This is a genomic window from Sphingobacterium sp. LZ7M1 (assembly GCF_024296865.1).
Lineage (GTDB): Bacteria > Bacteroidota > Bacteroidia > Sphingobacteriales > Sphingobacteriaceae > Sphingobacterium.
Window position 1 is genome coordinate 2,872,791 of record NZ_CP101134.1, and the last position, 23,503, is coordinate 2,896,293.

General features: G+C 39.5%; 19 protein-coding genes. 7 read left to right on the top strand and 12 right to left on the bottom strand.

Annotation, left to right across the window (positions count from 1 at the left end; genetic code table 11):
• Positions 1-1,302 precede the first annotated feature (1,302 nt).
• The 3 genes from NMK93_RS12420 to NMK93_RS12430 all read right to left on the bottom strand — a co-directional run bounded on the left by NMK93_RS12420 (position 1,303) and on the right by NMK93_RS12430 (position 5,260).
• Entirely contained in the window at positions 1,303-3,402 is a 2,100-nt protein-coding gene (locus tag NMK93_RS12420; protein ID WP_254527647.1) for a 3-hydroxyacyl-CoA dehydrogenase NAD-binding domain-containing protein, read from the bottom strand.
• 24 nt (positions 3,403-3,426) lie between these two features.
• Complete coding sequence (locus tag NMK93_RS12425) at positions 3,427-4,590, bottom strand: acyl-CoA dehydrogenase family protein (RefSeq protein ID WP_254527648.1); 1,164 nt, start codon at positions 4,588-4,590, stop codon at positions 3,427-3,429.
• A 244-nt stretch (positions 4,591-4,834) separates the two neighbouring features.
• A complete protein-coding gene (locus NMK93_RS12430; RefSeq protein ID WP_185212577.1) occupies positions 4,835-5,260 on the bottom strand; it encodes a hypothetical protein in 426 nt (141 codons plus the stop codon).
• A gap of 757 nt (positions 5,261-6,017) precedes the next feature.
• Here NMK93_RS12430 and NMK93_RS12435 point away from each other — a divergent pair.
• Positions 6,018-6,554: a GNAT family N-acetyltransferase gene (locus NMK93_RS12435; RefSeq protein ID WP_254527649.1), complete on the top strand. Its 537-nt coding sequence runs from the start codon at positions 6,018-6,020 to the stop codon at positions 6,552-6,554.
• Positions 6,555-6,704: 150 nt separating this feature from the next.
• On the top strand, positions 6,705-7,457 hold the full coding sequence (locus NMK93_RS12440; RefSeq protein ID WP_254527650.1) for a class I SAM-dependent methyltransferase: 753 nt from the start codon (positions 6,705-6,707) through the stop codon (positions 7,455-7,457).
• 142 nt (positions 7,458-7,599) lie between these two features.
• On the opposite strand, the gene NMK93_RS12445 is transcribed toward NMK93_RS12440, so the two are convergent.
• Positions 7,600-8,130, bottom strand: coding sequence for a GNAT family N-acetyltransferase (locus NMK93_RS12445; RefSeq protein WP_254527651.1), 531 nt, complete (start codon positions 8,128-8,130; stop codon positions 7,600-7,602).
• 762 nt (positions 8,131-8,892) lie between these two features.
• Entirely contained in the window at positions 8,893-9,156 is a 264-nt protein-coding gene (locus tag NMK93_RS12450; protein ID WP_254527652.1) for a hypothetical protein, read from the bottom strand.
• A 262-nt stretch (positions 9,157-9,418) separates the two neighbouring features.
• Here NMK93_RS12450 and NMK93_RS12455 point away from each other — a divergent pair, with 262 nt between their 5' ends.
• Positions 9,419-10,045: a metalloregulator ArsR/SmtB family transcription factor gene (locus NMK93_RS12455; protein ID WP_185212581.1), complete on the top strand. Its 627-nt coding sequence runs from the start codon at positions 9,419-9,421 to the stop codon at positions 10,043-10,045.
• 10 nt (positions 10,046-10,055) lie between these two features.
• Here NMK93_RS12455 and NMK93_RS12460 read toward each other — a convergent pair whose 3' ends face one another.
• Positions 10,056-10,391, bottom strand: a complete 336-nt coding sequence (locus NMK93_RS12460) for a phosphoribosylpyrophosphate synthetase (RefSeq protein ID WP_185216808.1) — start codon at positions 10,389-10,391, stop codon at positions 10,056-10,058.
• A 417-nt stretch (positions 10,392-10,808) separates the two neighbouring features.
• On the opposite strand from NMK93_RS12460, the gene NMK93_RS12465 reads away from it, so the two are divergent.
• The 3 genes from NMK93_RS12465 to NMK93_RS12475 are packed head-to-tail and all read left to right on the top strand — an operon-like array spanning position 10,809 to position 13,240.
• Positions 10,809-11,312: a GNAT family N-acetyltransferase gene (locus NMK93_RS12465; RefSeq protein ID WP_185212583.1), complete on the top strand. Its 504-nt coding sequence runs from the start codon at positions 10,809-10,811 to the stop codon at positions 11,310-11,312.
• A gap of 53 nt (positions 11,313-11,365) precedes the next feature.
• Entirely contained in the window at positions 11,366-12,424 is a 1,059-nt protein-coding gene (locus tag NMK93_RS12470) for an endonuclease/exonuclease/phosphatase family protein (protein ID WP_254527653.1), read from the top strand.
• Between the two features lie 12 nt (positions 12,425-12,436).
• Entirely contained in the window at positions 12,437-13,240 is an 804-nt protein-coding gene (locus tag NMK93_RS12475; protein WP_254527654.1) for a class I SAM-dependent methyltransferase, read from the top strand.
• A 52-nt stretch (positions 13,241-13,292) separates the two neighbouring features.
• Here NMK93_RS12475 and arsB read toward each other — a convergent pair whose 3' ends face one another.
• From arsB to NMK93_RS12495, 4 genes are all read right to left on the bottom strand, one after another.
• The gene (gene arsB, locus NMK93_RS12480) at positions 13,293-14,336 is read right to left on the bottom strand and encodes an ACR3 family arsenite efflux transporter (RefSeq protein ID WP_254527655.1); all 1,044 of its coding nucleotides are present in this window, start codon (positions 14,334-14,336) and stop codon (positions 13,293-13,295) included.
• Between the two features lie 3 nt (positions 14,337-14,339).
• On the bottom strand, positions 14,340-14,954 hold the full coding sequence (locus NMK93_RS12485) for a low molecular weight phosphatase family protein (protein WP_254527656.1): 615 nt from the start codon (positions 14,952-14,954) through the stop codon (positions 14,340-14,342).
• Between the two features lie 217 nt (positions 14,955-15,171).
• A complete protein-coding gene (locus NMK93_RS12490) occupies positions 15,172-16,710 on the bottom strand; it encodes a SusD/RagB family nutrient-binding outer membrane lipoprotein (protein ID WP_254527657.1) in 1,539 nt (512 codons plus the stop codon).
• A gap of 11 nt (positions 16,711-16,721) precedes the next feature.
• Positions 16,722-19,901 carry a SusC/RagA family TonB-linked outer membrane protein gene (locus NMK93_RS12495; RefSeq protein ID WP_254527658.1) on the bottom strand — a complete coding sequence of 1,060 codons (3,180 nt, stop codon included), beginning with the start codon at positions 19,899-19,901 and terminating at the stop codon, positions 16,722-16,724.
• Between the two features lie 378 nt (positions 19,902-20,279).
• Here NMK93_RS12495 and NMK93_RS12500 point away from each other — a divergent pair, with 378 nt between their 5' ends.
• Entirely contained in the window at positions 20,280-21,182 is a 903-nt protein-coding gene (locus NMK93_RS12500; protein WP_254527659.1) for an SH3 domain-containing protein, read from the top strand.
• 64 nt (positions 21,183-21,246) lie between these two features.
• Here the strand turns inward: NMK93_RS12500 and bioA are convergent, their stop codons facing one another.
• Together bioA and bioB are read right to left on the bottom strand one after the other, a co-directional pair.
• Positions 21,247-22,521 carry an adenosylmethionine--8-amino-7-oxononanoate transaminase gene (gene bioA, locus NMK93_RS12505; RefSeq protein ID WP_254527660.1) on the bottom strand — a complete coding sequence of 425 codons (1,275 nt, stop codon included), beginning with the start codon at positions 22,519-22,521 and terminating at the stop codon, positions 21,247-21,249.
• Positions 22,503-23,501 (bottom strand): biotin synthase BioB, encoded by a 999-nt coding sequence (gene bioB / locus NMK93_RS12510; protein WP_254527661.1) that lies wholly within the window; start codon positions 23,499-23,501, stop codon positions 22,503-22,505. The genes bioA and bioB overlap by 19 nt, the downstream gene beginning before the upstream one ends.
• Positions 23,502-23,503: the final 2 nt, after the last annotated feature.

Consider the following 23,503-nt stretch of genomic DNA (forward strand, 5'->3'; position numbering starts at 1 on the left):
ATAAAGAAGCGGCTGAACAGGCCGCTTTTTTTGAACCAGGATGGGAAGGATTAGAGGATAGACCAAGATTTAGGTTTTGGACCAGGATGAAAAGGATGAGAGGATAGAGCAAGATCGTGGAATTGAACATAGCTTTCTAGACCAAATTTAAGCACCTTTTCGTGGGGGGCGTATTACATACGCCCGCCACTTACATACTTTAGATAAATTCAGATTTCTGACGAAGCCACCCATGTTCTAGTTAATAGACCACCTAATATAATTCCGCCCATCCATGGGCAGTAGTCCGCCAAAAGAAAAATTCATCAGGAAAAACACAGATTTAACAGACTTGTCATTGGCACGAAGGAAGGATATCGGAATTTTACAGACTTAATCAATGACGCATAACATTGGCGTACAGTTCCTTAGCCTTCGGTTAAGGATGACAAGCAGTTAGTGAGGAGAACCGTACAGATTCCTCACATTCCGTTCAGAATCACAATGCACTAAAGAGGGATTCAGAGTGAAACGAAGAATCTATTTTTTATTTTATTTAGAGAAGTGTGTCATTTCGAAATCGTAAGATGAGAAAACCATTTCAAGTGAAGTATGGATAGTTCCGAGACCCTTCGGCGAGCCCTCAGGGTGACACAGAAAGGGTATAGAAAAACATTTCACCCACGCTGTGGGTTCACCATTTCAAACATTCAGATTCCACAAAGATCCACCCCCTGGAGGTTATTCAATACAGAAATAATCCTTCCAAAGGAAGCTCTTTAGCCCCCGGCTCATTTCCAATGGCGGAAAAATGGAAAGAATGCCGTTGCCCTGTGCGATGGGATTGGCCTTGGAATGCTTTCAGAAGATCATCCCATCAAAAGGGATGATCTTTTGAAAGATATTCCCGACAACAAGGCATTCTTTTCATGTGCGGAGGTACGTGCGAAAAGCCATCTTAAATGAGCCGAAGCCTTTTGGTTACTTTTGGGCTTCAAAAGTAACAATAGAATTGTTATCCATCAGCTCCTTTGTAAGTTTGGTTACTTTTAGGCTTCAAAAGTAACAATAGAATTGTTATCCATCAGCTCCTTCTTCGGTTTGGTTACTTTTAGGCGTCAAAAGTAACAATAGAATTGGTATCCATGAGCTCCTTCTTCAATTTGGATAATTTTCCACGAAAAAGTAACAAAGAAGGTGAATTACAATCTTAATAATCACCATTGGCTGAGTCTTTCAGAAGGATGACTATAAAACAAAATTGGGCTTATCTTCATAAGCCCAATTCTACTATCTTTATCTGAAAGTTTTCTGAACAGCCTCCTATTCATCTACCCAATTAGATTCAAATCCATCATAGAACTGGAATCCTTCGTCTCTCAATTTGATTAATGAATCTGGAATTTCCCATTCATCACCATACTGTCCAAAGTTCTCGCAGATCTTGATGAATTCATCCAACCCAATCATATCGATATATCCAAATACGCCTCCGGTCTGGACCGGATATCCTAATCCCATGACCGAACCTAGATCACCGTCAATCGGGCTAAATAAAATCCCTTCCTCTAAACAGCGGTAACTGTCCAAGGCTAAGACGGCCAGTAATCGATCTTGGATATCCTTTGCCGAGATTTGGCTATCGAGATCCTTTAACTCTGGATCGGCATAGTATTTTTTCGGCTTATTATCGGGGTAATCATAGAATCCACGACTAGATTTCCTGCCAGTTCTCCCTTTCTTGATCATTCTTTGCAGGTAGTTATAAACTCTTTTCTGGCTGAAGCTCATATCAGGAAGCTGCTCATATACATGCACCATCAATGGCAAGGATATCTCATCCAAAACCGCTAATGGCCCAACGCCAAAACCCGCGTTTTTTGCAGCTTCTTCAATTCTTTCCGTAGGAACACCTTCCAACAACATGGTGATTCCTTCTAAAAGGTAATAGAAAAATATCCGCGAGGTAAAGAATGCAGGCCCATCATTCACCACAATGGGTATCTTTTTCAATTTGCCAACAAAACTCAAAGCTTTGTCCAATGTTTCCTCCGAAGTCTCCTTGCCGCGGATAACCTCTACCAGGGCCATTCGGTCAACGGGCGAAAAAAAGTGCAGACCTATAAATCGACTTGGATCATCAAATGATTTAGATAATTTACTGATGGGAAGCGAAGTTGTATTGGAAGCAAACAAACCGCTCTGCGCTAGAAATCGCTTGCTTTCATTGATGACTTCCGCTTTTAACCGTTTATCTTCAAAGACCGCTTCAACAATGATTTCAGCACCATCTAAATCCTCTAATTGATCCGTAGGAAGAATTCGTTCCAAAATCTTAGGCTTATCATCCTCCTTCATTTTATTTAATTCGATCAGCTTGTTGCACAGCTTTTCGGAATAGGCTCTTCCCCTTTCTGCGTTTTGCAGATCAACATCCTTTAGGATCACGTCAATCCCTGCTTTTGCAACCTCATACGCAATCCCCGATCCCATCATCCCTGCCCCAATGACAGCGACCTTATTGATCTCTTCCTGCTCAACCTCCTTGCACATGGCAATTGCATCCTCTACGGCATAATGGAAGGTCCTTACCCTTGCCAATGTTTCCTTTGCGGTCAATAGTCCTAAATAAGCCAAGTGTTCCTTGGTCAATAAGTCTTTAAAACTCTGTCCTTCCGAGTTCTGGATCAAACTCAACAACACCTCTGTCATCAACAAAGGCTTCATCGATTTGGCATTTAATTGCTGTATAGCTGCTGACAACTGATCAGGATCTACCTTCCATTTAAATTTATCCTCACTGTTGAAGGTTGAATTTTCCTGAAGCCAAGCTTGGACCTGTTCCCAAGAACTGATCCTGTCTTGAAGAAGACCTGCTTTTTCGGCTTCCTCAGGTTTTATCATCCTACCCGAGTTCAACAGGTCAAAAACCAACTCTGCATCCACAAGCCCTAAAAGCTTTGTGAAGCTTCCGTTTCCGGTCAGCATACCAAAGGCGCCTTCCGGAAATCCCATCTTGGCTTTAGGACCGATCCCAATTCGTTGATCAAACAGCAACAAAAAAGCTGCTGCCAAGCCTGTACAAGCTTTATCAAATAATACAACTGTAGGTTTGTCGATTTCAGAAAGCTCGATGATCATTTCATCGATATGCTCTAACTTTGTCAGAAAGCCTTCCTTTCCGGCCGTATAGATCAATTCTTCATAGTCTGCATCCCTAAACTTTCCTTCCAAGATCAATTGTAGACTGGTACAATCATTTTTTTTAAGGACAGAAAGAAGTAGTTCGATACAGAACTTAAATTCATCCAATGAAAGATCATGTGGGCGCGATCTTACGTTGATCCATCTCAATTGATAGACCCCATCAGCATTTTTACTGACACTGATTTGCTCTTTGATTCTCTCCTTAATTTTACTCATTATCCTCTTATTTACATCGGTTATTTAACGTTTTTCATAATCCACTTCATCAATGAATATCTTTGACAGAATTTCAAGCATAATTTCGGAGGTTCCGCCAATGATCGTTCCTACGCGAACATCTCGGTATAACCTGGAAATTTTATAGTCTTCTGTAAAGCCATAGCCTCCAAACAACTGCAAACATTCCCCCACAACCTTGATGGCCAGCTCACTGCATTGCAGTTTTGCAATGGAACATTCCTTTACGGCATATTTTTTCTGATTCTCCAGGTCACAGCAGTGGTAGACAAAGCTTTTTAACACTTCAATATCAGCCATCATCTGCGACACCCTATGACGAATAACTTGAAAATCCTTCAATTGTTTGTTAAAAGCAGACCTTTCTTTGAGATACTGTAGGGTATAATCGACTGCAGATTCCGCTGTTGCCAGACTATGTATGGCAGCGGTCAAACGCTCCAGCTGCAATCCCCCCATCAAATATTTAAATCCCTTACCCAACTCGCCAATCAAATGGTCTTTAGGAACCTTTACATTATCAAAAGCAAGTTCTGCTGTATCGGAAGCATGCCATCCCAATTTCTGAATTTTATTGGTTGTTAAACCTTCAGATTCCCGATCAATTAACAACAAGCTGATTCCGGAAGATCCAGCTTTAGGATCTGTTTTTACCACAGTGATATAAAAATCACCGTAATAACCATTGGTGATAAAGGTCTTGGAACCATTGACCAAGTAATAATCACCCTCATCAGTCGCTGTAGTTTTTATATTTTGCACATCGGAACCTGCTCCAGGTTCTGTAATGGCGATAGCACTGATTAATTCTCCTGTAATCACCTTACTGAGGTATTTTTCTTTCAGAAATGCTGAGCCATATTTTAATAGATAAGGTGCAGACATATATTCAGTAACTAGGACTGAAATGGTAAATCCGCCAGAAAAGCAATGGGATAGTTCTTCACAAAAAATAAGGGAGTAATAAAAATCAAGGTCCAAGCCGCCATATTCCTCAGGGAAATTTAAGCCTAAATAACCCATCTCACCCATTTTTCGCCAGATGGCTTTATCAATTTTACCTTCACTCTCCCATTGATCAATATGAGGAAGGATCTCTTTTTTAATAAATGAACGTAAACTCTCCCTGAAAAACTGGTGCTCAGGGCTGATTGGTGTCAAAAACATATAAGTTTATTTGGTTTTGCAGAGCATCTATTTAAACAGAAATAAATTATTGCTCCTTTAGGGATAAATTTAGGAAATATTGGTCAATTTTCCATAAATTATCCGTTAAAACAAAAGGCATCAGTCAGCTGGCAAATCCCACCCTAAATAAGAGGATTTTTATTTACCCTGGTTCAAAACAAGCAGAAGACCAGGACTAATGGAGAGGTTGCCCTATCTGCCGATGCCTAAAAGGGTTGAATGATTATTCAAAATAATTTCCCGAGATTTCTTTGACTTTCTCGTCAAATATTTCTTCTGGACAGTGTATCAATTGTCTCAAGGCAAATAACTGATAGAAACTTGGTTCATCAAGAATATTTAAGAAAAGAAACATCTCCTTTAGGATCAATCTTTCCTTTTCGTCTGAACACGAAGACAAAATTTCCAATAAAGTTAATTTGATCTCGTTTAAACTGAGTTTATAATGGTTCAATCCACCGCCTAAACTCCAAAATCCTTGATCGATAATGTCCTTATATTTAATGCGATCAAATAAATCGACAATCTGCGACCGTTGCTCAACACTCAAGTTCTCCAAGTTTTTTGATGTGGTAAAACAATTCGCAGCGACATCCTGTAGTTTCCTTTCAAGATCCTGCCCTTCCAAGGTGTTGTTTGGTATTTCCATATTAAAATAATTAAGATATTTCAAAAGCTTACTACTCCTCCCCAATCATGTTCGTAATCGCTCCTAGTCAATAAACTATTCAACCGAATCGTATGTACATATACAGTTCAGTTCACTGCGATTAGCACTTTTAATCAGCAATAAATTTTAACTACTACCCAAAGGAATTACCTCTGCAAAAATAACTATATTTAAATTAATTTAATATTAAAACATATTTTTTATTATTTTTTTAATAAAGAGAAAGTGTCGGAATTATTGATTCACAATAAATAACTCTTTGCAAATATTTTTTCACTAAACTAAAAACCAAGACATTAACCTCTTTAAACTTATCTAAAAAACATTTCTTTCATTATTTTATTAATTGAATTTTTTATAAAAGATGGTATTGTTAGATAAAATTTTGATAGAGAAACATTAAGTAATTGTTAATTATTAAGGATGGAAACTCCTGCTTTTCCCGATTACCAAGAAGGTCCCTACAGAAACTCGGCTGATCCTGAGCAATGACCCCAAAAAAAAAGTCATCAAGGCTGATGACTTTTGACTATGATTTTCTTAGGTAGGTAAAATACGATTTATTAAACTTTTTTGATTTATTAAGCCTCTAAATTAGATAATTAAGCCATAAATCGCCAAATATAATTTGTAGTTTCTCCTGTTTTTTGTCAGATTATTTCGACAAATAAATTAAAAATTGCGCCAACAACTATATTTTTGTATTTTCAAGTAGCCAAAAATTAAACTGAATTCAATGATGTCTCCAATTTCTGAAACCAAAAGGCTTATTCTCCGGCAAATTTCATTAACAGACCGAATCGACATGTTTGAGATGGATTCAGACCCTCTAGTCCATCGGTACATCTTCAACCAACCTATAGAATCCATACAGGAAATCGATGAGGCCATACAATTTATCCAAAAGCAATACCAAGAAAATGGAATAGGGCGCTGGGCAATCGTCAAAAAGGACAATATGGAAATGATTGGATGGTGCGGCTTAAAGTACATCGATTACCCCTTAAACGACAGGAGCAATTTTTATGATCTGGGTTACAGATTGAAAAGAAAACATTGGGGAAATGGATACGCTTCAGAAGCCTGCATTGCGACCGTCATATATGCCAAAGAAGTCATGAACCTAAAAAATCTGTATGCCACCGTACATCCTGAAAACATCGGGTCGCTGAACGTTCTCAAAAAAATGGGCTTCGAAATCGGAGAAATTTTTGATTATGAAGGATCCCCTTCTTTTTTCTGTGAATTAGATCTCGATAAATTCATTTTTTAAAAAAGACCTGTCTGTCAAATCTTCTGTCAACAAAAATCTACTAAATCCGTATCCTCTTAATAATCAATAAAAATTATCTCAAACAATAGCTTTTTTGCTCATCAATTATTCGTAGATTTAAGAGACAAATAGATGTAATAAAAAGGTACTATGGCAACATTTAGCGACAACTTCTCTAAACAAGCATCTATTTATGCTCAGTTTAGACCATCATACCCTCATGAACTGTATGATTATCTCAGCAACTTAACTCCAGCGCATGCCTTGGCGTGGGACTGTGGTACGGGAAATGGGCAATCTGCCATACATTTAGCCGATTTCTATGACCAAGTCTATGCCTCGGATCCTAGCGAGGCTCAGATCAAAAATGCTTTTCAGCATGAAAAGGTTACCTACCATGTGGAAAAAGCCGAAGAACCTAGCCTTCCTGCACATACTGTCGATATTATCACCGTAGCTCAGGCCATACATTGGTTCGATATCGATAAATTCTACGAAGCTGCAAAAAGAGTCCTAAAAAAAGATGGAATCATTGCGGTATGGGCCTATGCTGTCCCTCAGGTCGACAAGAACATCGACCCCATTACCCAAAATTTCCATGATAAGACCGTCGGACCTTACTGGCCATCTGAAATCAAATTATTGCAACAAGGATACACCACCATACCCTTCCCTTTCCGGGAAATCGAGCCCCCTGAATTCTATATCCGTAAAAAATATAAACTGCAGGACTTTTTAGGTCATCTGTTGAGCTGGTCAGCTACCCAACGGTATATACAGCAAGAGGAAAGGAACCCTCTCTTTAAATTGAAGGAAGAATTACAGCCTTTTTGGACCGATGAAGAAGAGGCTAAACAGGTAACTTGGAAGATCATTATGCGTGTTGGAAAACTACCGAGTTAATTTTTTAATCTTCCAAACAAACTTTATTAAATAAATCCTGTTTATTTTTTGGGTTTGGTGACAGAAAAAAAAGTATTTCATCAAAAAAAGAGGTTCCTAAGAACCTCTTTCTATTTATTTTAAGATTTTATTTTTCCCTTTTTTATTCATCTAATTTCTTTTCAAAAGCTTTCCTTGCACTTCCACGGAAGTATACTTCCCCACAATATACATAACCTAACTTTTCCAATACCCGCAACATCCCCGTATTATCAAAATTGGTATCGACCTTCATGCTTAAGTACCCCTTATCCAAACTTACCTGCTGTGCTTCCTCCAGCATCCAGGTTGCCTGTCCCTTTACGTAAGTAGTTTGGGAAACGGCAATCCTATGCACTACCGAGAAAGGCCGATTAGTCAACCATTGATCAGCAATGGCCTCATAGGCTGGTTCCCCGTCGAAAATTAAGGCTAAATAGCCTGTCAATTGACCGGCAGGGTCAATGCTCACATATCCGTATCCTTTTTCAATATCCGTTTTCACGACATCCAGATTAGGATATCCATCTTGCCATTGCCGACTCCCTTCTTCACGCCGCTTATCAATAGCTTCTTGCATAATGGACCAAACCAACTCTGCCTCTTCTGGCAAAGCTTTTCTAAAAGTAAATCCCGAAAATTGTTCTTTTGACATAATCAAAAATACATTATTTAATCAGATTCTGTTTTCTTCTTACCTTAAGATTTTAGGATAAAATTTTGTCTAATTTTTTTTCTAAAAAAAATTTTTCATGGAATATACCCTTCGACCCTCCTTTTGGTCTTGTTCGAGACATATTCGGAAATTTCAAAATATGTCTCGAATAAGACCAAGACTAAAACAAGACTTGGCCTAAATGCAACCAAGAATTTCAGTTAGAATTTTGACCAATGGAAATCGATAAATTTTCAAAACTTTATCGACAAGAGAAAGGTAAAAAAAATTCCCCAAAGGGCTTTGGGGAATTTACAGAAACGGGTATTGATAACCCTTATGAACCAATTTAATTAATGATGATCTTGTATGTTGTTTATGTTTTTATTCAATGATTTTTTTTATAAAGTAAGGGGTTATAATTATGCAAGGCCCATCCTATTGTAATTATAACCCTTCACCAAGGTTGAGTTTAGGTTTTATTTTTAAAGCAGTACCAATGCCCTTTGTCCAAATCTAAAAAGATTCCATTATCGATCCATCCTGTACCATCCTGTAAAATTTCTTGTTTAAAAGGCGTTTTCTTGCTTAAATCGAAATCTAGGCACATAAATCATTAAATAAAACACTTAATAATTATTAAAAACTTTCATAAAGTTAGGCTGGTTTGCTCGGTTACGACAGAATATGCTGCTTTTAGCACAACAAAAAAGCGGATCCCTCTTCTGAAAGACCCGCCTGACAAATAGAAATGAAAAAATATTAAGCAATCTTGACCTTAGGATCAAGTACTTTAACCAGATCGGCTTTTAAGAAAGCGACGCGGAATCCGTAGCTCAACAAGGTGTTTTGAATATCATTCTCCAGCCGCCCAGGAGCATTTACATTCATGACATATTGTTTATCATCCATATCAATCGATATGGGACCCAATTGAGGATATTCACGAGCTAACTTTTCAAAAATCTGTTGCCTTTGCAAAAGTGCATTTAAAGGCGCCCGAAAGGATAATATGTAGTTCTCCATGATAAGGTTGTATTAATGGATTAATAGCCAACAATCGATTCTAGATCGTATGAATCAAAGTTAAAAAATAGCTTGAATAAAACAAGCCTCAACTTGTTTTATTAAAATAGAATTAATACCGGTTTAACAGTAAAATAACCTATTACAGCTGTAAAAACAGTGTATTATTGGTAATTATAGATTTTTCCTATTTTCCTTCGAAAAAATCTATTGAAATTATTTAATTATATTTGTTAGAATAAAGCAAGAAATAACTTGGCTAATGAAGAAGAACAATTCAGACAAAATAATTATGTTGATGAAGATGCGCGGCGAAATTGATGCCGCTGGCATTGCGGAGGAATTAGGCATCACAAAAGAAGGTGCGAGGCAGCAATTATTAAAGCTTTCGGAGGAAGGTCTGGTACATGGCGTATGCAAGAAATCGGGTGTCGGCAGACCCTTTACCTATTATTCCTTGAGCCAGACCGGCTTAGCAAAGTTTCCAGATAACCACGCCGATATTACGGTACAGCTCCTACAATCCATCAAGTCACTATTAGGTGAAAATGCCTTGGATCTGCTGATCAGCGATCGTGAGAAAAGTTCGTTCTTACGCTATGAGGAAAAACTAAAGGGCTCCAAGAGCACAAGTGATAAATTAAAGAAGTTGGCTCAAATCAGGTCTGAAGAAGGCTATATGGCAGAATGGAAGAAGGAAGGTCAGACTTATTACTTGATTGAAAACCATTGTCCCATTTGCGCTGCGGCAACGGAATGTCAGCAGTTCTGCCGCGCAGAACTCAAGAACTTTAGGGCATTGTTGGGCGAGGACCTCGAAGTGAATCGCGTCAAACATATATTAGCAGATGAAAACCGATGCGTGTACAAGATTGAAAAGAAACAATAAACCAACCTGTTTAATCATTTCTCTTTCTTCGGTTCAATTCTTCCACCAATCTTGAAGCTGTAAAGCTAAAGTCCGCACCAAAGCTATTGATCACAAGACCTTTAATAAGATTATCCGTCGAGGAAATAGCAAACAAGATACTTTCATCCCCCGGATCGGTCATCCCCTCAAAACGGTAGATTTCATCAATCACAAATTGTTCTGGAGAAAGCTCCTTTGATCGCCCCACGCAAAACAAGCACTCCCCATCTTCCTGAATCACAAAATCCTCTACATAACCCATGTTTTGCAAGTCATTGACCGCTTCGCTCAACGTATCGTAACTCTTCCTATTTCTTGGTTCCATAGTATATTGATTTATTGTAACAACACTGATTTTCAGATTATTGAAATTTAATAAAATATTCGAAAATAATGGACATCTTAAAGTCAATAAATAAAAGAGGATGCTGGGATTGATATGTTGCTGTTTGAACCAGGATGGAATGGATAAGAGGATGGACCAAGATCTGGAAATGAACCAGGATAGAATGGATTAGAAGATAAACCAAGATCATAATATAATCGAGGCATTATTAAAAATACTTGTCCCCAATACTGTTGGGGCGTACCTAATACGCCTGCTGTTTGAACCAGGATCCCTCCGACCCTGCTCAGGGTACATGATTACAGGATGGACCAAGATTATTTAATAATTGCACGATGGAAAGGCATTCTGGTTCAAACCTCTCCCAAAACCTTATATTTGTCCAAAGAAATCCACATGACTAACATTAAATTCAGAGAAGCCATCTATGCTGACCTTGACCGAATTGTAGAAATATACAATAGCACGATTGCTTCCAGGATGGTTACCGCCGATCTAGAACCTGTATCCGTTGAGAGCAGAAACAATTGGTTCTATGAGCATAACGCCAAACATAGACCTTTATGGATTTTGGAAATGGAGGATAAAACTGTTGGCTGGCTCAGTTTTCAATCCTTTTATGGCAGGCCGGCCTATAATGCTACAGCGGAGATCAGCATTTATTTGGACCCTAGCATAAGGGGAATGGGACTGGGAAAAACAGCTTTGGAACATGCCATCAAAGAGGCTCCAAGTCTGGGGATCAAAACCCTGTTAGGCTTTATATTCTCGCATAACGAACCAAGCCTGAAACTTTTCAGGCACTTTGATTTTGAGGAATGGGCAAACCTGCCCAATATTGCGCAATTGGATGACATGGAAAGGGGACTCATCATCATGGGGAAAAGGATCACTCCCTAGCGGTCATTTTCAGTCTTAGGCAAACAAAAATAATTTTATCTTATTTTAGTAAAATGGAGATCGCACTAATTGTCTTTGGGAGTTTACTTTTAATTTTCACATTTCTGCCGCTGATCCGTCAGGATCATTGGACCTTTCGCGTATTTGAATACCCTAGAATCCAGAAACTTGCCCTATCTATACTCTGGTTGATCATATATTTAATTCATGCAGATTTTCAAAATACCGTCCTGCTGGTTTTTGGCATATTAATCCTCATCAATATCATCTATCTCCTCAAACAAATCCTTCCCTTTACTCCAGTTTGGAAAAAACAAGTCTATAAGGCGGATAAAATTGATGACAAGAATAGCCTGAAAGTCATGATTTCCAATGTGTATGAGGACAACGATGACTATAAAGGTTGCTTGAGTGTTGTCCATAGCAATAATCCTGATCTTTTGCTGCTATTAGAAACTAGCCATGAATGGGATAGACAAACGCAGGCATTGGAAACAGAATACAAATACCATGTCAAAGTTCCAATTGACAATACCTATGGGATGTTATTTTACTCTAAATTTCCAATCCATAATGCGGAGGTGAAATACCTTGTGGAAGATGAAATACCCAGTATTGATTGCCAGATCGAGCTTCCTTCCGGACAACTTGTCCAAGTATATGCTGTACACCCTACTCCACCTGTTCCAAATGAAAACCCAAGATCAACAGAAAGGGACAAGGAATTATTGATCGTGGCAGAGAAAGCTAAGGAATGTGATTTACCGGTGATAGTTATTGGCGACTTGAATGATGTTGCCTGGAGCTATACCACCGAATTATTCCTTAAGATGAGTGAACTGCTCGATCCACGTAGAGGAAGAGGTTTTTATAATACCTTCCACGCCAAACAACCTTTGATGCAATTCCCCTTGGACCATGCATTTATCTCTGCCGATTTTAAATTGAGGGAATTAAAGAAATTGGACAACTATAACTCCGATCACTTTCCTATATTCGTACATATACAATTTGAGGAAAGAGCTGAGGAAGAGCAAGAAGACAATCAATTGGAAGCAAACCAAGAAGACAAAGAAGTAGCTGCCGAGAAACGGAATGCAGACACTCAGTAGGACCAATAAACGATGAAAGAACAACATAATTACAAGGAAATCAACAAAAATCTGTGGAATCAAAAAACCGCAGCGCATGTTGACAGTGACTTTTATGACAACGAAGGCTTTTTAAAGGGGAAAAGTTCTTTAAATCCTATTGAAATCGAGCTATTGGGAGATGTTAAAGGCAAGGAAATCCTTCACCTACAATGTCATTTTGGGCAAGATAGCCTTTCCCTTGCTCGCTTAGGCGCTAATATAACGGGATTGGACCTTTCTGACCGAGCAATCGAACAAGCTCAAAAATTAAACGATCAACTAGGTCTAAATGCTGAATTTATCTGCTCGGATGTCTATGAAGCCCCAGCTACACTGAACGGAAAGTTTGATATCGTCTTTACCAGTTACGGAACTATCGGTTGGCTACCTGACCTGAATCGTTGGGCGGAGGTCATTTCTAGATGCTTGAAGCCAGGAGGAAAACTGGTATTTGTAGAGTTCCATCCTGTGGTCTGGATGTTTGACTATGATTTCAGCAAGTTCCAATATTCTTATTTTAATGATGGTGCAATCATTGAAGTCCAAGAAGGAACTTATGCCGATCGGAATGCAGACATTGTTGCCGAGGAAGTTTCTTGGAACCACTCCTTATCTGAAGTTTTCCAAGGTTTATTGAACAATGGACTTCAAATAGAATCCTTCGCAGAATATGATTATTCGCCTTACAATTGTTTTAAAAATACAGTAGAAATTGAAGCCGGCAATTATCAAATCAAAGGATTGGAGAAGACCATTCCGATGTTGTACTCCATTACAGCAAGGAAAAAAAGCTAAGTGAAGAAATTAAAGCATCCAGTTGAATTATCTTGAACTGGATGCTTTTTCATTACACTGGTTTCACCATAAAATATTTTTTTCGAAACCAAAAGGCCAGATTTACCAATGCTATCAATGCGGGCACTTCTACCAAGGGCCCAATCACCCCGACAAATGCTTGACCACTATTAATTCCGAAGACCGCAATGGCAACCGCAATGGCCAATTCAAAATTATTCCCGGCGGCCGTAAAAGCTATAGCCGTGCTTTGCGAATAATCTGCTCCCACCCTTTTCCCTGCCAGAAAGCTAACAACGAACATAATGGCAAAGTAAATGACTAAGGGTATGGCTACCCTAAGGACATCAAGAGGTAATTGCACGATCATTTCCCCTTTGAGACTAAACATAACGATGATGGTAAAAAGTAGCGAAATAAGAGTGATTGGAGAGATGAATGGAATAAATTTATTTTGGAACCAATCTTCTCCTTTTAAGGCAATTAATGCATATCTACTAATAATCCCCATTAGAAATGGAATACCCAGATAAATACCCACACTCTTCGCAATTTCTAAGATTGAAATATCCACTGAAATTCCAGCAACACCGAAATATGGGGGCAATACGGTAATAAAAACGTAAGCATAAAGGCTATATAAGATTACCTGGAAGATACTATTCAATGCAATCAAACCGGCTGCATATTCCCGATTTCCTTCTGCGAGTTCATTCCAAACAACCACCATGGCAATACAGCGAGCCAAACCGATCAAAATCAATCCCGTCATGTACTCGGGATAACCGTTGAGGAACAATATTGCCAAGACAAACATGAGAATAGGCCCGATAACCCAATTTAAGATTAAGGATGTCGTCAATACTTTAATATTCCGGAATACTTTCCCGATATGCTCATACTTCACCTTGGCTAATGGTGGATACATCATGAGAATAAGTCCAATGGCTAAAGGAATGTTCGTCGAGCCCGTTTGGAAATGGTTGATCCATTGCGAAGATGAAGGAATCATTTTACCAATAGCAACTCCAATTGCCATGGCTAAAAAGATCCAAAGGGTAAGGTAGCGATCAAGGAATTTTAGTTTTGAATTCATCTATTAGGATTTGATCTGTGAAAAGACATAGAACATTTCCTCCGCAATCTGCAGACTGCGTCTGGCATAGACTTCTGCTTGTTCGGGTGTACCATCTGAAATCTTGGGATCTTCATACGTCAACGGAATTCTTTTTTCGGCACCCGGAATAAACGGACAGCCTGCATCTGCTTGGGAACAAGTCATAATGGCGGCAAACCCCGCGTCAGGATTAAATGGATGCTCATGTTTTTTAGAAAAACCAATAATAGGAGAATCCTTTCTCGAGTACTTTATTGCATAGATGGGATTTTCCGAATCGGATAATTGCAGGACCTCAAAGCCTTGCGCCAGCAAGGTATCAATGATAGCTGGAAACAATCTTGTTTCTTCGGTCCCTCCCGAATAACAATTTACATTGGGAATATTAAAATAGGAAGCTGCTGTCTGTGCCCAGATTTGAGACAAATGGCTTCGACGTGAATTATGTGTACAGATGAAGTTGATGTTGATTTTTTCCTGAGCATTTAATTTATGCTGGATGAAGTCGATTAATGGTCTTAGAGTTTCTTTACGCTCTGCATTGTCAAAGCCTAACCAGTTTAATTGGTTTATGCTGTTTGTTAAATTGGCATTCATAAATTGAAATAAAGAAATAAACATATAATACTGCTGTTGACCATACCTCCGAGAGAGAAGAAGGACAATAACATCGCAATATTACGATATTAGAATTTTAATTTCAAATTCTTAATATTAATTTTTCAATAAGTTATTCAACTAGCTGCTTTCAGAACTGTGCATAAAAAAAACGGAGACCCATAAATGATCTCCGCTTACAATTATTGATTACATTTTACTTATTCCACCAAATTTTCGTGAACTGCACATCATCACCTTGATTGCTTAAGGCAGATTGATAATTAGTCTTGTTGGTACTTTGCTCCTTCAAAGGATACACCAATCTACTTGGAATGGCATCTCCTATCTCAGGCACAAAAGAATAGGATACTGGTTTTCCTTCCACCGTTCCTGACCAAACCACCTCTCCTTTTTTAACCAGGAACAGCGGGTATCCTGTTCTTCGGATCTCTGTCCAGGATTCAATACCTTGACCGTACAAAGCCAAGTATTTTTGAGAGAGGACATTTTCCTTATTTGCTTTTGGGACTTTCATTAAATAGGCCGTTACTTCAGCAGGACTGGCTCCCCAGCGTTCTAGGGAAGCTTTTACACCATTTTCATAACTCGCCTGTTCCCAACCTTTATATTCAGAAATCAAGAATTCCACTTCGGAATATTCCTGCAGAACCTCAAAGGCATTTGCTCTATTGACCAAGTCTCCTGGCAAAGAAATACTATCTAACGGGAAAAGATTTCCAGCTGCTAATGGTAAGCCATAAGGCTGACCCTTATAAATATTTTTACTGTTTGGCTTTGCATACTTGCTCAACCTTGGGTCTTCAATCTTAAATGGACCTCGGTCCCCTTTCAATACGTCAATAAGAACATGAGAAACTGCAAAATCCTTTCTATTTGCCGTTACGGTAGCCCTAAACAATGGAGCTTCATATGGTGAAGCACTGGAAAAGGTAAAGCCGGCATTATCAGCATTCGAGGTAAATACGCCTTTTTTCAATGCATCTTCAATATGCTGGGTCGCCAATGCCTTATCCTTGGTCAGGATGCGATTCGCCAGCCTCAACCTTAATGAATTGGCAAACTTGAACCATTTCTCATTCTTCCCTTGATATACGATATCTGAAGTTCCGAAGGTCACCCCAGCCTTATATTTCGCCAATGTATCGGCTGCAACCTTAAGCTCATTTAGGATATCCTTGTAAATTTTCTCCTGAGAAGCATATTTAGGAGTCAGGATATCTGGATTTCTCTTCAATGCTTCAAAATCAGCATCCTTGTTACCATAGGACTCATAAGGGATATCACCGAAAACATCCGTTAAGGAATGGAATGCAAAGGATTTCAAGATCCTAGCAATAGCTATCTGCGTAGAATTCGCACCAGCACCATTTGCTTGTGCCTGTATTTTCGTCGCTTCATCTTCATTCAGCAGGATGATTTCATTTAGGTTGCTTAAGGCCTTGTACGTATTGGTCCAATATTCATCGGAATATCCTGCGGAAACCAAATACCTGGATTGATCGGTATAGATATTCTGGCTAAAATATTGGGCAAAGAGCTGGGCTCCTCGGAAATGAATGCTCTCGCTTCTCAGGGCATTGACCACCTGCCTTTCAGCAGACAGAAAAAGACTGGGTGTAGGTACATTTGATGGCCTATTTGGGTCGACATTAATCTCTTGCAAGGTATCTTTGGAACAAGAGATAAAACTCAAGGACAGCAAAGATGTATATAGGATATGTTTAATTTTCATTTTTTCTAGCATTAAAATTTAAGGTTAACATTAAATCCATAGGTCAGTGGCGTTGGAATATTTCCTCCCTCTATTCCTTGAACATTCCCACTACTGTTGGTGAATTCTGGATCGATGTATTTACTCTTGGTATAGATATTCCAAACATTTCTCGCATAGGCTGATAATCGCACTCCCTTTACCACCTTAGGGTTGTTTAAAGGAATGGTATAGCCTAAAGTGACTTCCCTAAGCTTGACGAAAGTGCCATCAAAAACGGAGAATGTAGTCGGTCCACTGGATTCATTCCTTCCCCATTGTTGAGCGGTAATCCTTGTATCATTGGGTCTGATATTGCTTGTTGAATAGGTTCCATCTGCATTAAATACGACATCAGCCTTTACCCCCTCTAAGACAATACCATCTTCACGGACATTATTTTCAGCGGTACGCTCCAAGATTCCGGAATACATGCCGACATTATAGGTCTGCGAATAGAAACTTCCACCTACACGACCATCGATCAAGAATCCAAAGTTGAAGTTTTTATAACGGAAACTGTTTTGGAATCCAAATAGATAATCTGGTAACACAGAGCCTAAAGGAACCAATTGAGAGGTTCTTTGATAGGTTCCATCTTCTTTGATCACGCGTTGCCCATCTGCATAGACAAAATCATAACCTAATAGCTGTCCGTATGGTTGCCCCTCTCTAGCCACCAAGTTGATCAAGGAAGAACTTAAGGTTAAGGTATTCACGAGTTCATCCAGTTTAAGGACTTTATTTCTGTTTCTCGCCCAGTTAATACTTGAGTTCCATTCAAAATTTTCAGATCGAACTGGCGTTGCATTCAATATTACCTCAATACCTTTATTCTCCACTTTTCCGGCATTCAAGACCTTCGCTTCATAGCCAAAAGCTGATGAAACTGGAATGGGAAGTATCTGGTTTCTGGAGGTGTTGTGATAGTATGTAACATCAAAACCTAATCTATTTCTGAAGAACTGCACGTTAAGACCTGTCTCCCACGAACTGGTGATCTCTGGTTTTAGATCGGCATTGTTCAAGGTTGAAGGCAGTTTATTGGATGGTTTACCATCAAATGATTGTTCTACATCATAAACCTTGTTCAATTGGTATGGGTCGGTATCATTACCTACCTGTGCCCAACCTAACCTGACCTTTCCGAAAGACAACCAGTCTAGACTTTGGATAGCTGGCAATTGTGAAAACACAAAACTTCCGGTAAATGATGGATAGATAAAGGAATTTGCATGGCTCGGTAAGGTCGATGACCAATCATTACGCACTGTAGCATCTAAAAACAATAGGTCATTGTAACCTAAGGAAGCACTACCATACAAAGAGGCAATACGGCGGTTGTAGGTAAAGTTTTCAATCTTTACGCTGGATGCATTCTTTAAATTGTAGTAGTTAGGTACAATCAAACCACCTTGGGTGATGGCATAATCAACTTTTCTGTGCTGATCTCTTAAGTTTGCTCCTACGTTGGCTACCAAAGAAATCTTATCCCAATTCTTTTTGGCAGTAGCCAAGAATTCATAGTTGTATTCGTTTAATTTATTGCTGGTCTCTTCATATTGGGAAGCACTGCGTGAGTATACCGCAATACGATCCTGAGTCCCGAACTGGTAGATATCGCCATGGACTTTAGCCCCGATCTGTAACCAATCGGTCACTTCATATTGTGCGCCAATATTACCATAGAAACGGTCTCTCTTTTCTTCTAAATAACTTTCATAAGCCGACCAATAAGGGTTGTCGATAAAACGGGTCGCTTCTGCTGCTGGCGTGTTTTGCCAACCTGTTCTATTCCATGCCAATGGAGTTCCATCTGGGCGCTTGTAGTTTTCTAAGCGTTTATAATCTACCTGCACCGCTCCCCATTGGAAAGCCTCCAAGATAATATTTCTGTTGGATGCTCCAGTCCATGGTTTACCTAAAGAGGTATTGTGGATGTAATTGATACTGGAATTGATGCTCAACTTACCTAATTTGGTACCCCCTGAGAAATTTAGGGTATTACGCCCCAAGGTAGAGTTGGGAACTGTTCCTTTTACATTCTTGTTGGTGTAAGAAAATCTATAATTCGTATTTCCTGAATTTCCCGCAATAGCGATATTGTTGGTATTTGCCAAACCGGTATTGAAGAAATAACTGACATCATGCTCTGGATATAACCAAGGAGATGGGTTTAAATAATCTGCAGCATCTTCTGGATTTAAATTGTACCATTGCAAAACTGGCGTTCCATCTAATTTTGGTCCCCAGCTTTCATCAGCAGCGTAATCCACTATTTTATAGTCTTTCCCTTCAATATTGACCGTTTGAAAGTTTTGGCTATAGCCTTGACCATATAGATGCTGGCGTTTTGGGAGCCTGACAATGTTTTCGAATTCCAGACCTGTATTTAAATCAATGCTGACTTGCTCGCCTTTTCCCGCACGTTTGGTCGTGATCAAAATCACCCCATTGGATGCTCTCGAGCCATATAACGCCGCAGCAGATGGCCCTTTAAGGACTGAAATATTCTCAATATCATCTGGATTTAGATCTTGGATCATGTTTCCAACATCCTTACCCGCCGAGCCGTTGATGGTCGAAGAGGAGTTTAGATCCGAGTTATCAATCGGAGTTCCGTCTACCACATAAAGCGGTTGATTGCTACCTGCAATGGAGTTGATTCCCCTTAATAGCGTACGGGTTGATCCACCCATATTTCCCCCGGATGAGACAATCTGTAGACCTGCTACCTTTCCTGATAATGCAGCCATTGCATTGGTAGGTCTGGTCTGTAATTCTGTTGATTTCACTTCTTGCACGGCATAGCCCAATGCTTTCTTTTCCCTTGAAATCCCCAAAGCGGTCACAACCACTTCCTCCAAGACATCATTGCTAAGTACTAAACGTACCGTAATGGGCTCCGAAGCATTTACCTCTAGATCCTGATCTTGATAGCCAAGAAAACTAACCTTGATCTGGGTCCTCGGATTGGAAGAGTCTAATGTAAATTCCCCTGAAGCATTGGTTTGGGTTTGCTTCTGCGTTGTTTTATCGATAACGGTAGCTCCTGAAATCGCTTGATTCAGCTCATTCAGCACCTTGCCTTTAATGATATTTTGGGCTTGTGTTTGACCAATTCCTATGGTAAAGAATAGCCCTACGAGATAAAAATATATCGTTCTGTTCATGTAAATAATTTGAAATGGATTAATAAAATGGAATAGAAATTACTGGAGATAGTCTTCCTTAGCTTACCTACCTCCTACGCACATTCGAAAACTGTTATGGGTTGATTTGATATACATATTTAATAAATTCTGCTGCAAATATATAAAATCTACTTAATTAGTAGATTATATTATTGGAAAAATCTATACTTTTTTACTAGACATTGTTTAGATTTATATCAATTATACCCCCATGTTTCTGACAGTCAACTAAATAAACCCAAGCCTCCGTATTCAAATAATTTTAAGGCTCTTCCTTAAAATAGATAATAATAGCTGATTTCAGCTATATTTGTTGAGAAGGATCTTGTTATTTTTGTATAGTCTTAAAATCACACTATGAAATTGCTCAGCGCGCTTCTTATAATTTTTTCATTATTTATATTCAACATTCAGCAGGCAAAATCACAAGAAGCGGCTGCTTACCTTGTTTATGATGACTTTAACCTTTACCATACAAGTAAGGATAGCTCAGCTTTGGTTTTCGTAAATATGGCCTATATCAGAAGTGAGCCAAGCTCAAAAGCTGAATTGCTGGATTCAATTCCCTTAGGGACGGAAGTAAAATTTGTGGAGGAATTATCATTAAACCCCATCTCCTTAAGAGGTATGTACCTGCCTTGGCATAAAATTGAATATCAGAAGGCCAATCAGAAAAAGACTGGATTTATCTGGTTAGGACTATTGAGCCTAGACCATGTGCAGAATAAGAAGTCCGGGGAAACCTTCATGTATGGCTTTGCTTGGAAATCCAATGAAGAGCTTGAAAACTATTATTGGGTAGAAGCCAAAATATTAAACACCAACAAAGAATTGCTTGCCTCTAAAAGCTTTCCTTACTATCCTTCTGAGCAATCCTATACCTTAAGTGAATTAAATACCAAACCTGGTTTAAATTATGCGAAATCCATCTATGCAATTAAATTCCTAGGAGAGGCCTGTGGAATAGCTTCCGAAGAAAATTACTTCGCTTGGGATGGAGAACAATTCACGACCCTACCGAAAACCACTTCGGTTTCGGATGCCGGTGTTTTTTATTATGCAGAGGAGTTGGTTTTCCCTAAAAAGCATCAGCTTGGAAATGATGTTATCCTAAAAATATCGGAGGAAGGAGAGGCAGAGTTTGAGGAAGAGGCCAATCCTGAAGAGGAGATCAATTTTAAAATCTCCAAAAAGGAAGAAACCTATCAACGAAATGGCAATGCCTATCTCAAGGTTTCTGAAAGGACCATACAAAAATAAAAACGGCTTGCTTGAGTAAACTCAGCAAGCCTTTTTAGTCACACTACTATTATCAAATAGTTTCTTAAATATCATTGTTTTTCAACAGCTCCAAGATCTGTTGATAGGTATAATCTAAATCTTCTTTCTCCGTGCAATATGGGGGCAGGATATACAGCACATTGCCCATTGGCCTCAATAAGACCCCCCTCGCCATAAATTCATTGAACAACTTTTCCTGGACCTTATTAAAATATGAGGTCTCGGTATGGGTTTCCCATTCAAATGCAAGGATGGTCCCTGTTTGACGGACATTTTTTGCTTGTTCATATCCCTTTAACTCTTCAGCAAATTGACTATGCCATTCCGTTATGGCCTTTATCTTTACCTGAGTAGAATCAAGCAGAAATAAATCCAGGCTAGCCAAGGAAGCTGCACATGCTATCGGACTCGCAGTAAAGGAATGGCCATGGAATAAAGCCATCTTCTTTTCGTCCGAATAGAATGCTTGATAAAGTTCCTCCGTACAAGTCGTAATACCCATAGGCATCGTTCCTCCGGTCAATCCTTTTGAAAAACACATGACATCGGGTTTTTCGCTCAATTGATCTGCAGCAAACAAAGTCCCTGTCCTTCCGAAGCCTACAAAGACTTCGTCCTGAATCAACATGATCCCATGCGACTTACAATAAACCATTAAGTCCGACAAATGTTCGGCCTGATGCATTAACATCCCTCCTGCCCCTTGAACCAAAGGTTCGTAAATGAAACAGGCTATCTGATCGGCATGCTCAGCAATGATCTTTTTGTTTTCTTCCAGGTTTTCCGCCGTCGGGGCATCAATAAATATGACATCAAATAACAAATCTGCAAACGGAGCAGTCCACTGTCCACGAGCACTTACCGACATGGCACCAAAGGTATCCCCATGATATCCGTTCTTTAGAGCAACAATCTTATTCTTGCGCTTGCCTTGGTTGAAGGCAAACTGTATGCACATCTTCAAGGCAACTTCCACTGCCGTAGAACCATTGTCAGAATAAAACACCTTCTTCTGGTTGGAAGGAAGCAATTCTAGTAACCGTTCTGAAAGAGTAATTGCCGGCAGGTGCGTAAAGCCAGCAAAGATGACCTGCTCTAAAGTATTAAGCTGTTCATAGACTTTATCGGCAATATACGAATTTGAATGGCCATGAAGGGTAACCCACCACGAACTTACCATATCTAGATAGCGATTTCCTTCCATATCGAAAAGATAAGCATCTTTTCCACGTACGATAGGAAGGTGCGTACTGGTCTTCATCTGCGAATAGGGATGCCAATTGACCGCTATATCACGGTCTATGCATTGCTGTTGCAAAAGCCCTCCTTTTTCAATTCCATTGGCTTTAATCCCAAGTTCTTCAACATCTGCATATCTTCATCCACGCCAGGATTTGGAGTCACCAAAAGGGTCTGTCTTTCACCCGTGAAAATCGAGTTTGCCCCAGCCATAAAGCACCATGCCTGCTCCTCCTCATTCATCTCTATACGCCCCGCACTTAACCTGACCATAGAAGATGGCAATACTATCCTCGCCGTAGCAATCATCCTGACCATTTCCCACACATCAATCTTTGGCAAATGCTCTAAAGGAGTACCGGCTACCCTCGCCAAAGCATTGATTGGTACTGATTCTGGATGTTTTTCCATATTGGCCAAAGTGCGAAGCATCGAAATCCTATCTTCAGCTTTCTCCCCCAGACCTATTATACCTCCAGAACAAACGGTAATCCCCGCTTTCCTGACATTTTTGATGGTTTCTATCCTATTGTCGAACTTCCTAGTGGAGATAATCTCATCATAAAACTCCTCAGAAGTATCCAAGTTATGGTTATAGGCATAGAGTCCTGCTTCCTGAAGCCTATTTGCTTGATCCTCGGTTAACATCCCTAGCGTACAGCACACTTCCAAGCCCATTTCATTGACCCCTTGAACCATTTCAATGATCCTATCAAAATCCCGATTGTCCCTAACCTCTCGCCAAGCAGCAGCCATACAGAACCTGGAAGAACCGCTGTCCTTTGCTTTTTTAGCATGGGCCAAAACGGTCTCTGTTGGCAATAAGGCCTGCACTTTGATGTCGGTATGGTACCGTGCGGCCTGCCCACAGTAGGAACAATCTTCCGGACAGCCTCCAGTCTTCACTGACAACAAGGTTGAAATCTGGACTTCCTGTGGATTATGCCACTGCCTATGTACCGTTGCGGCTTCATATACCAATTCCAATAATGGCCTGTTATAGATCTCTAATAGCTCTTCTTTCGTCCAATCGTGTTTTAATGTTTTATTAGCACTCATTT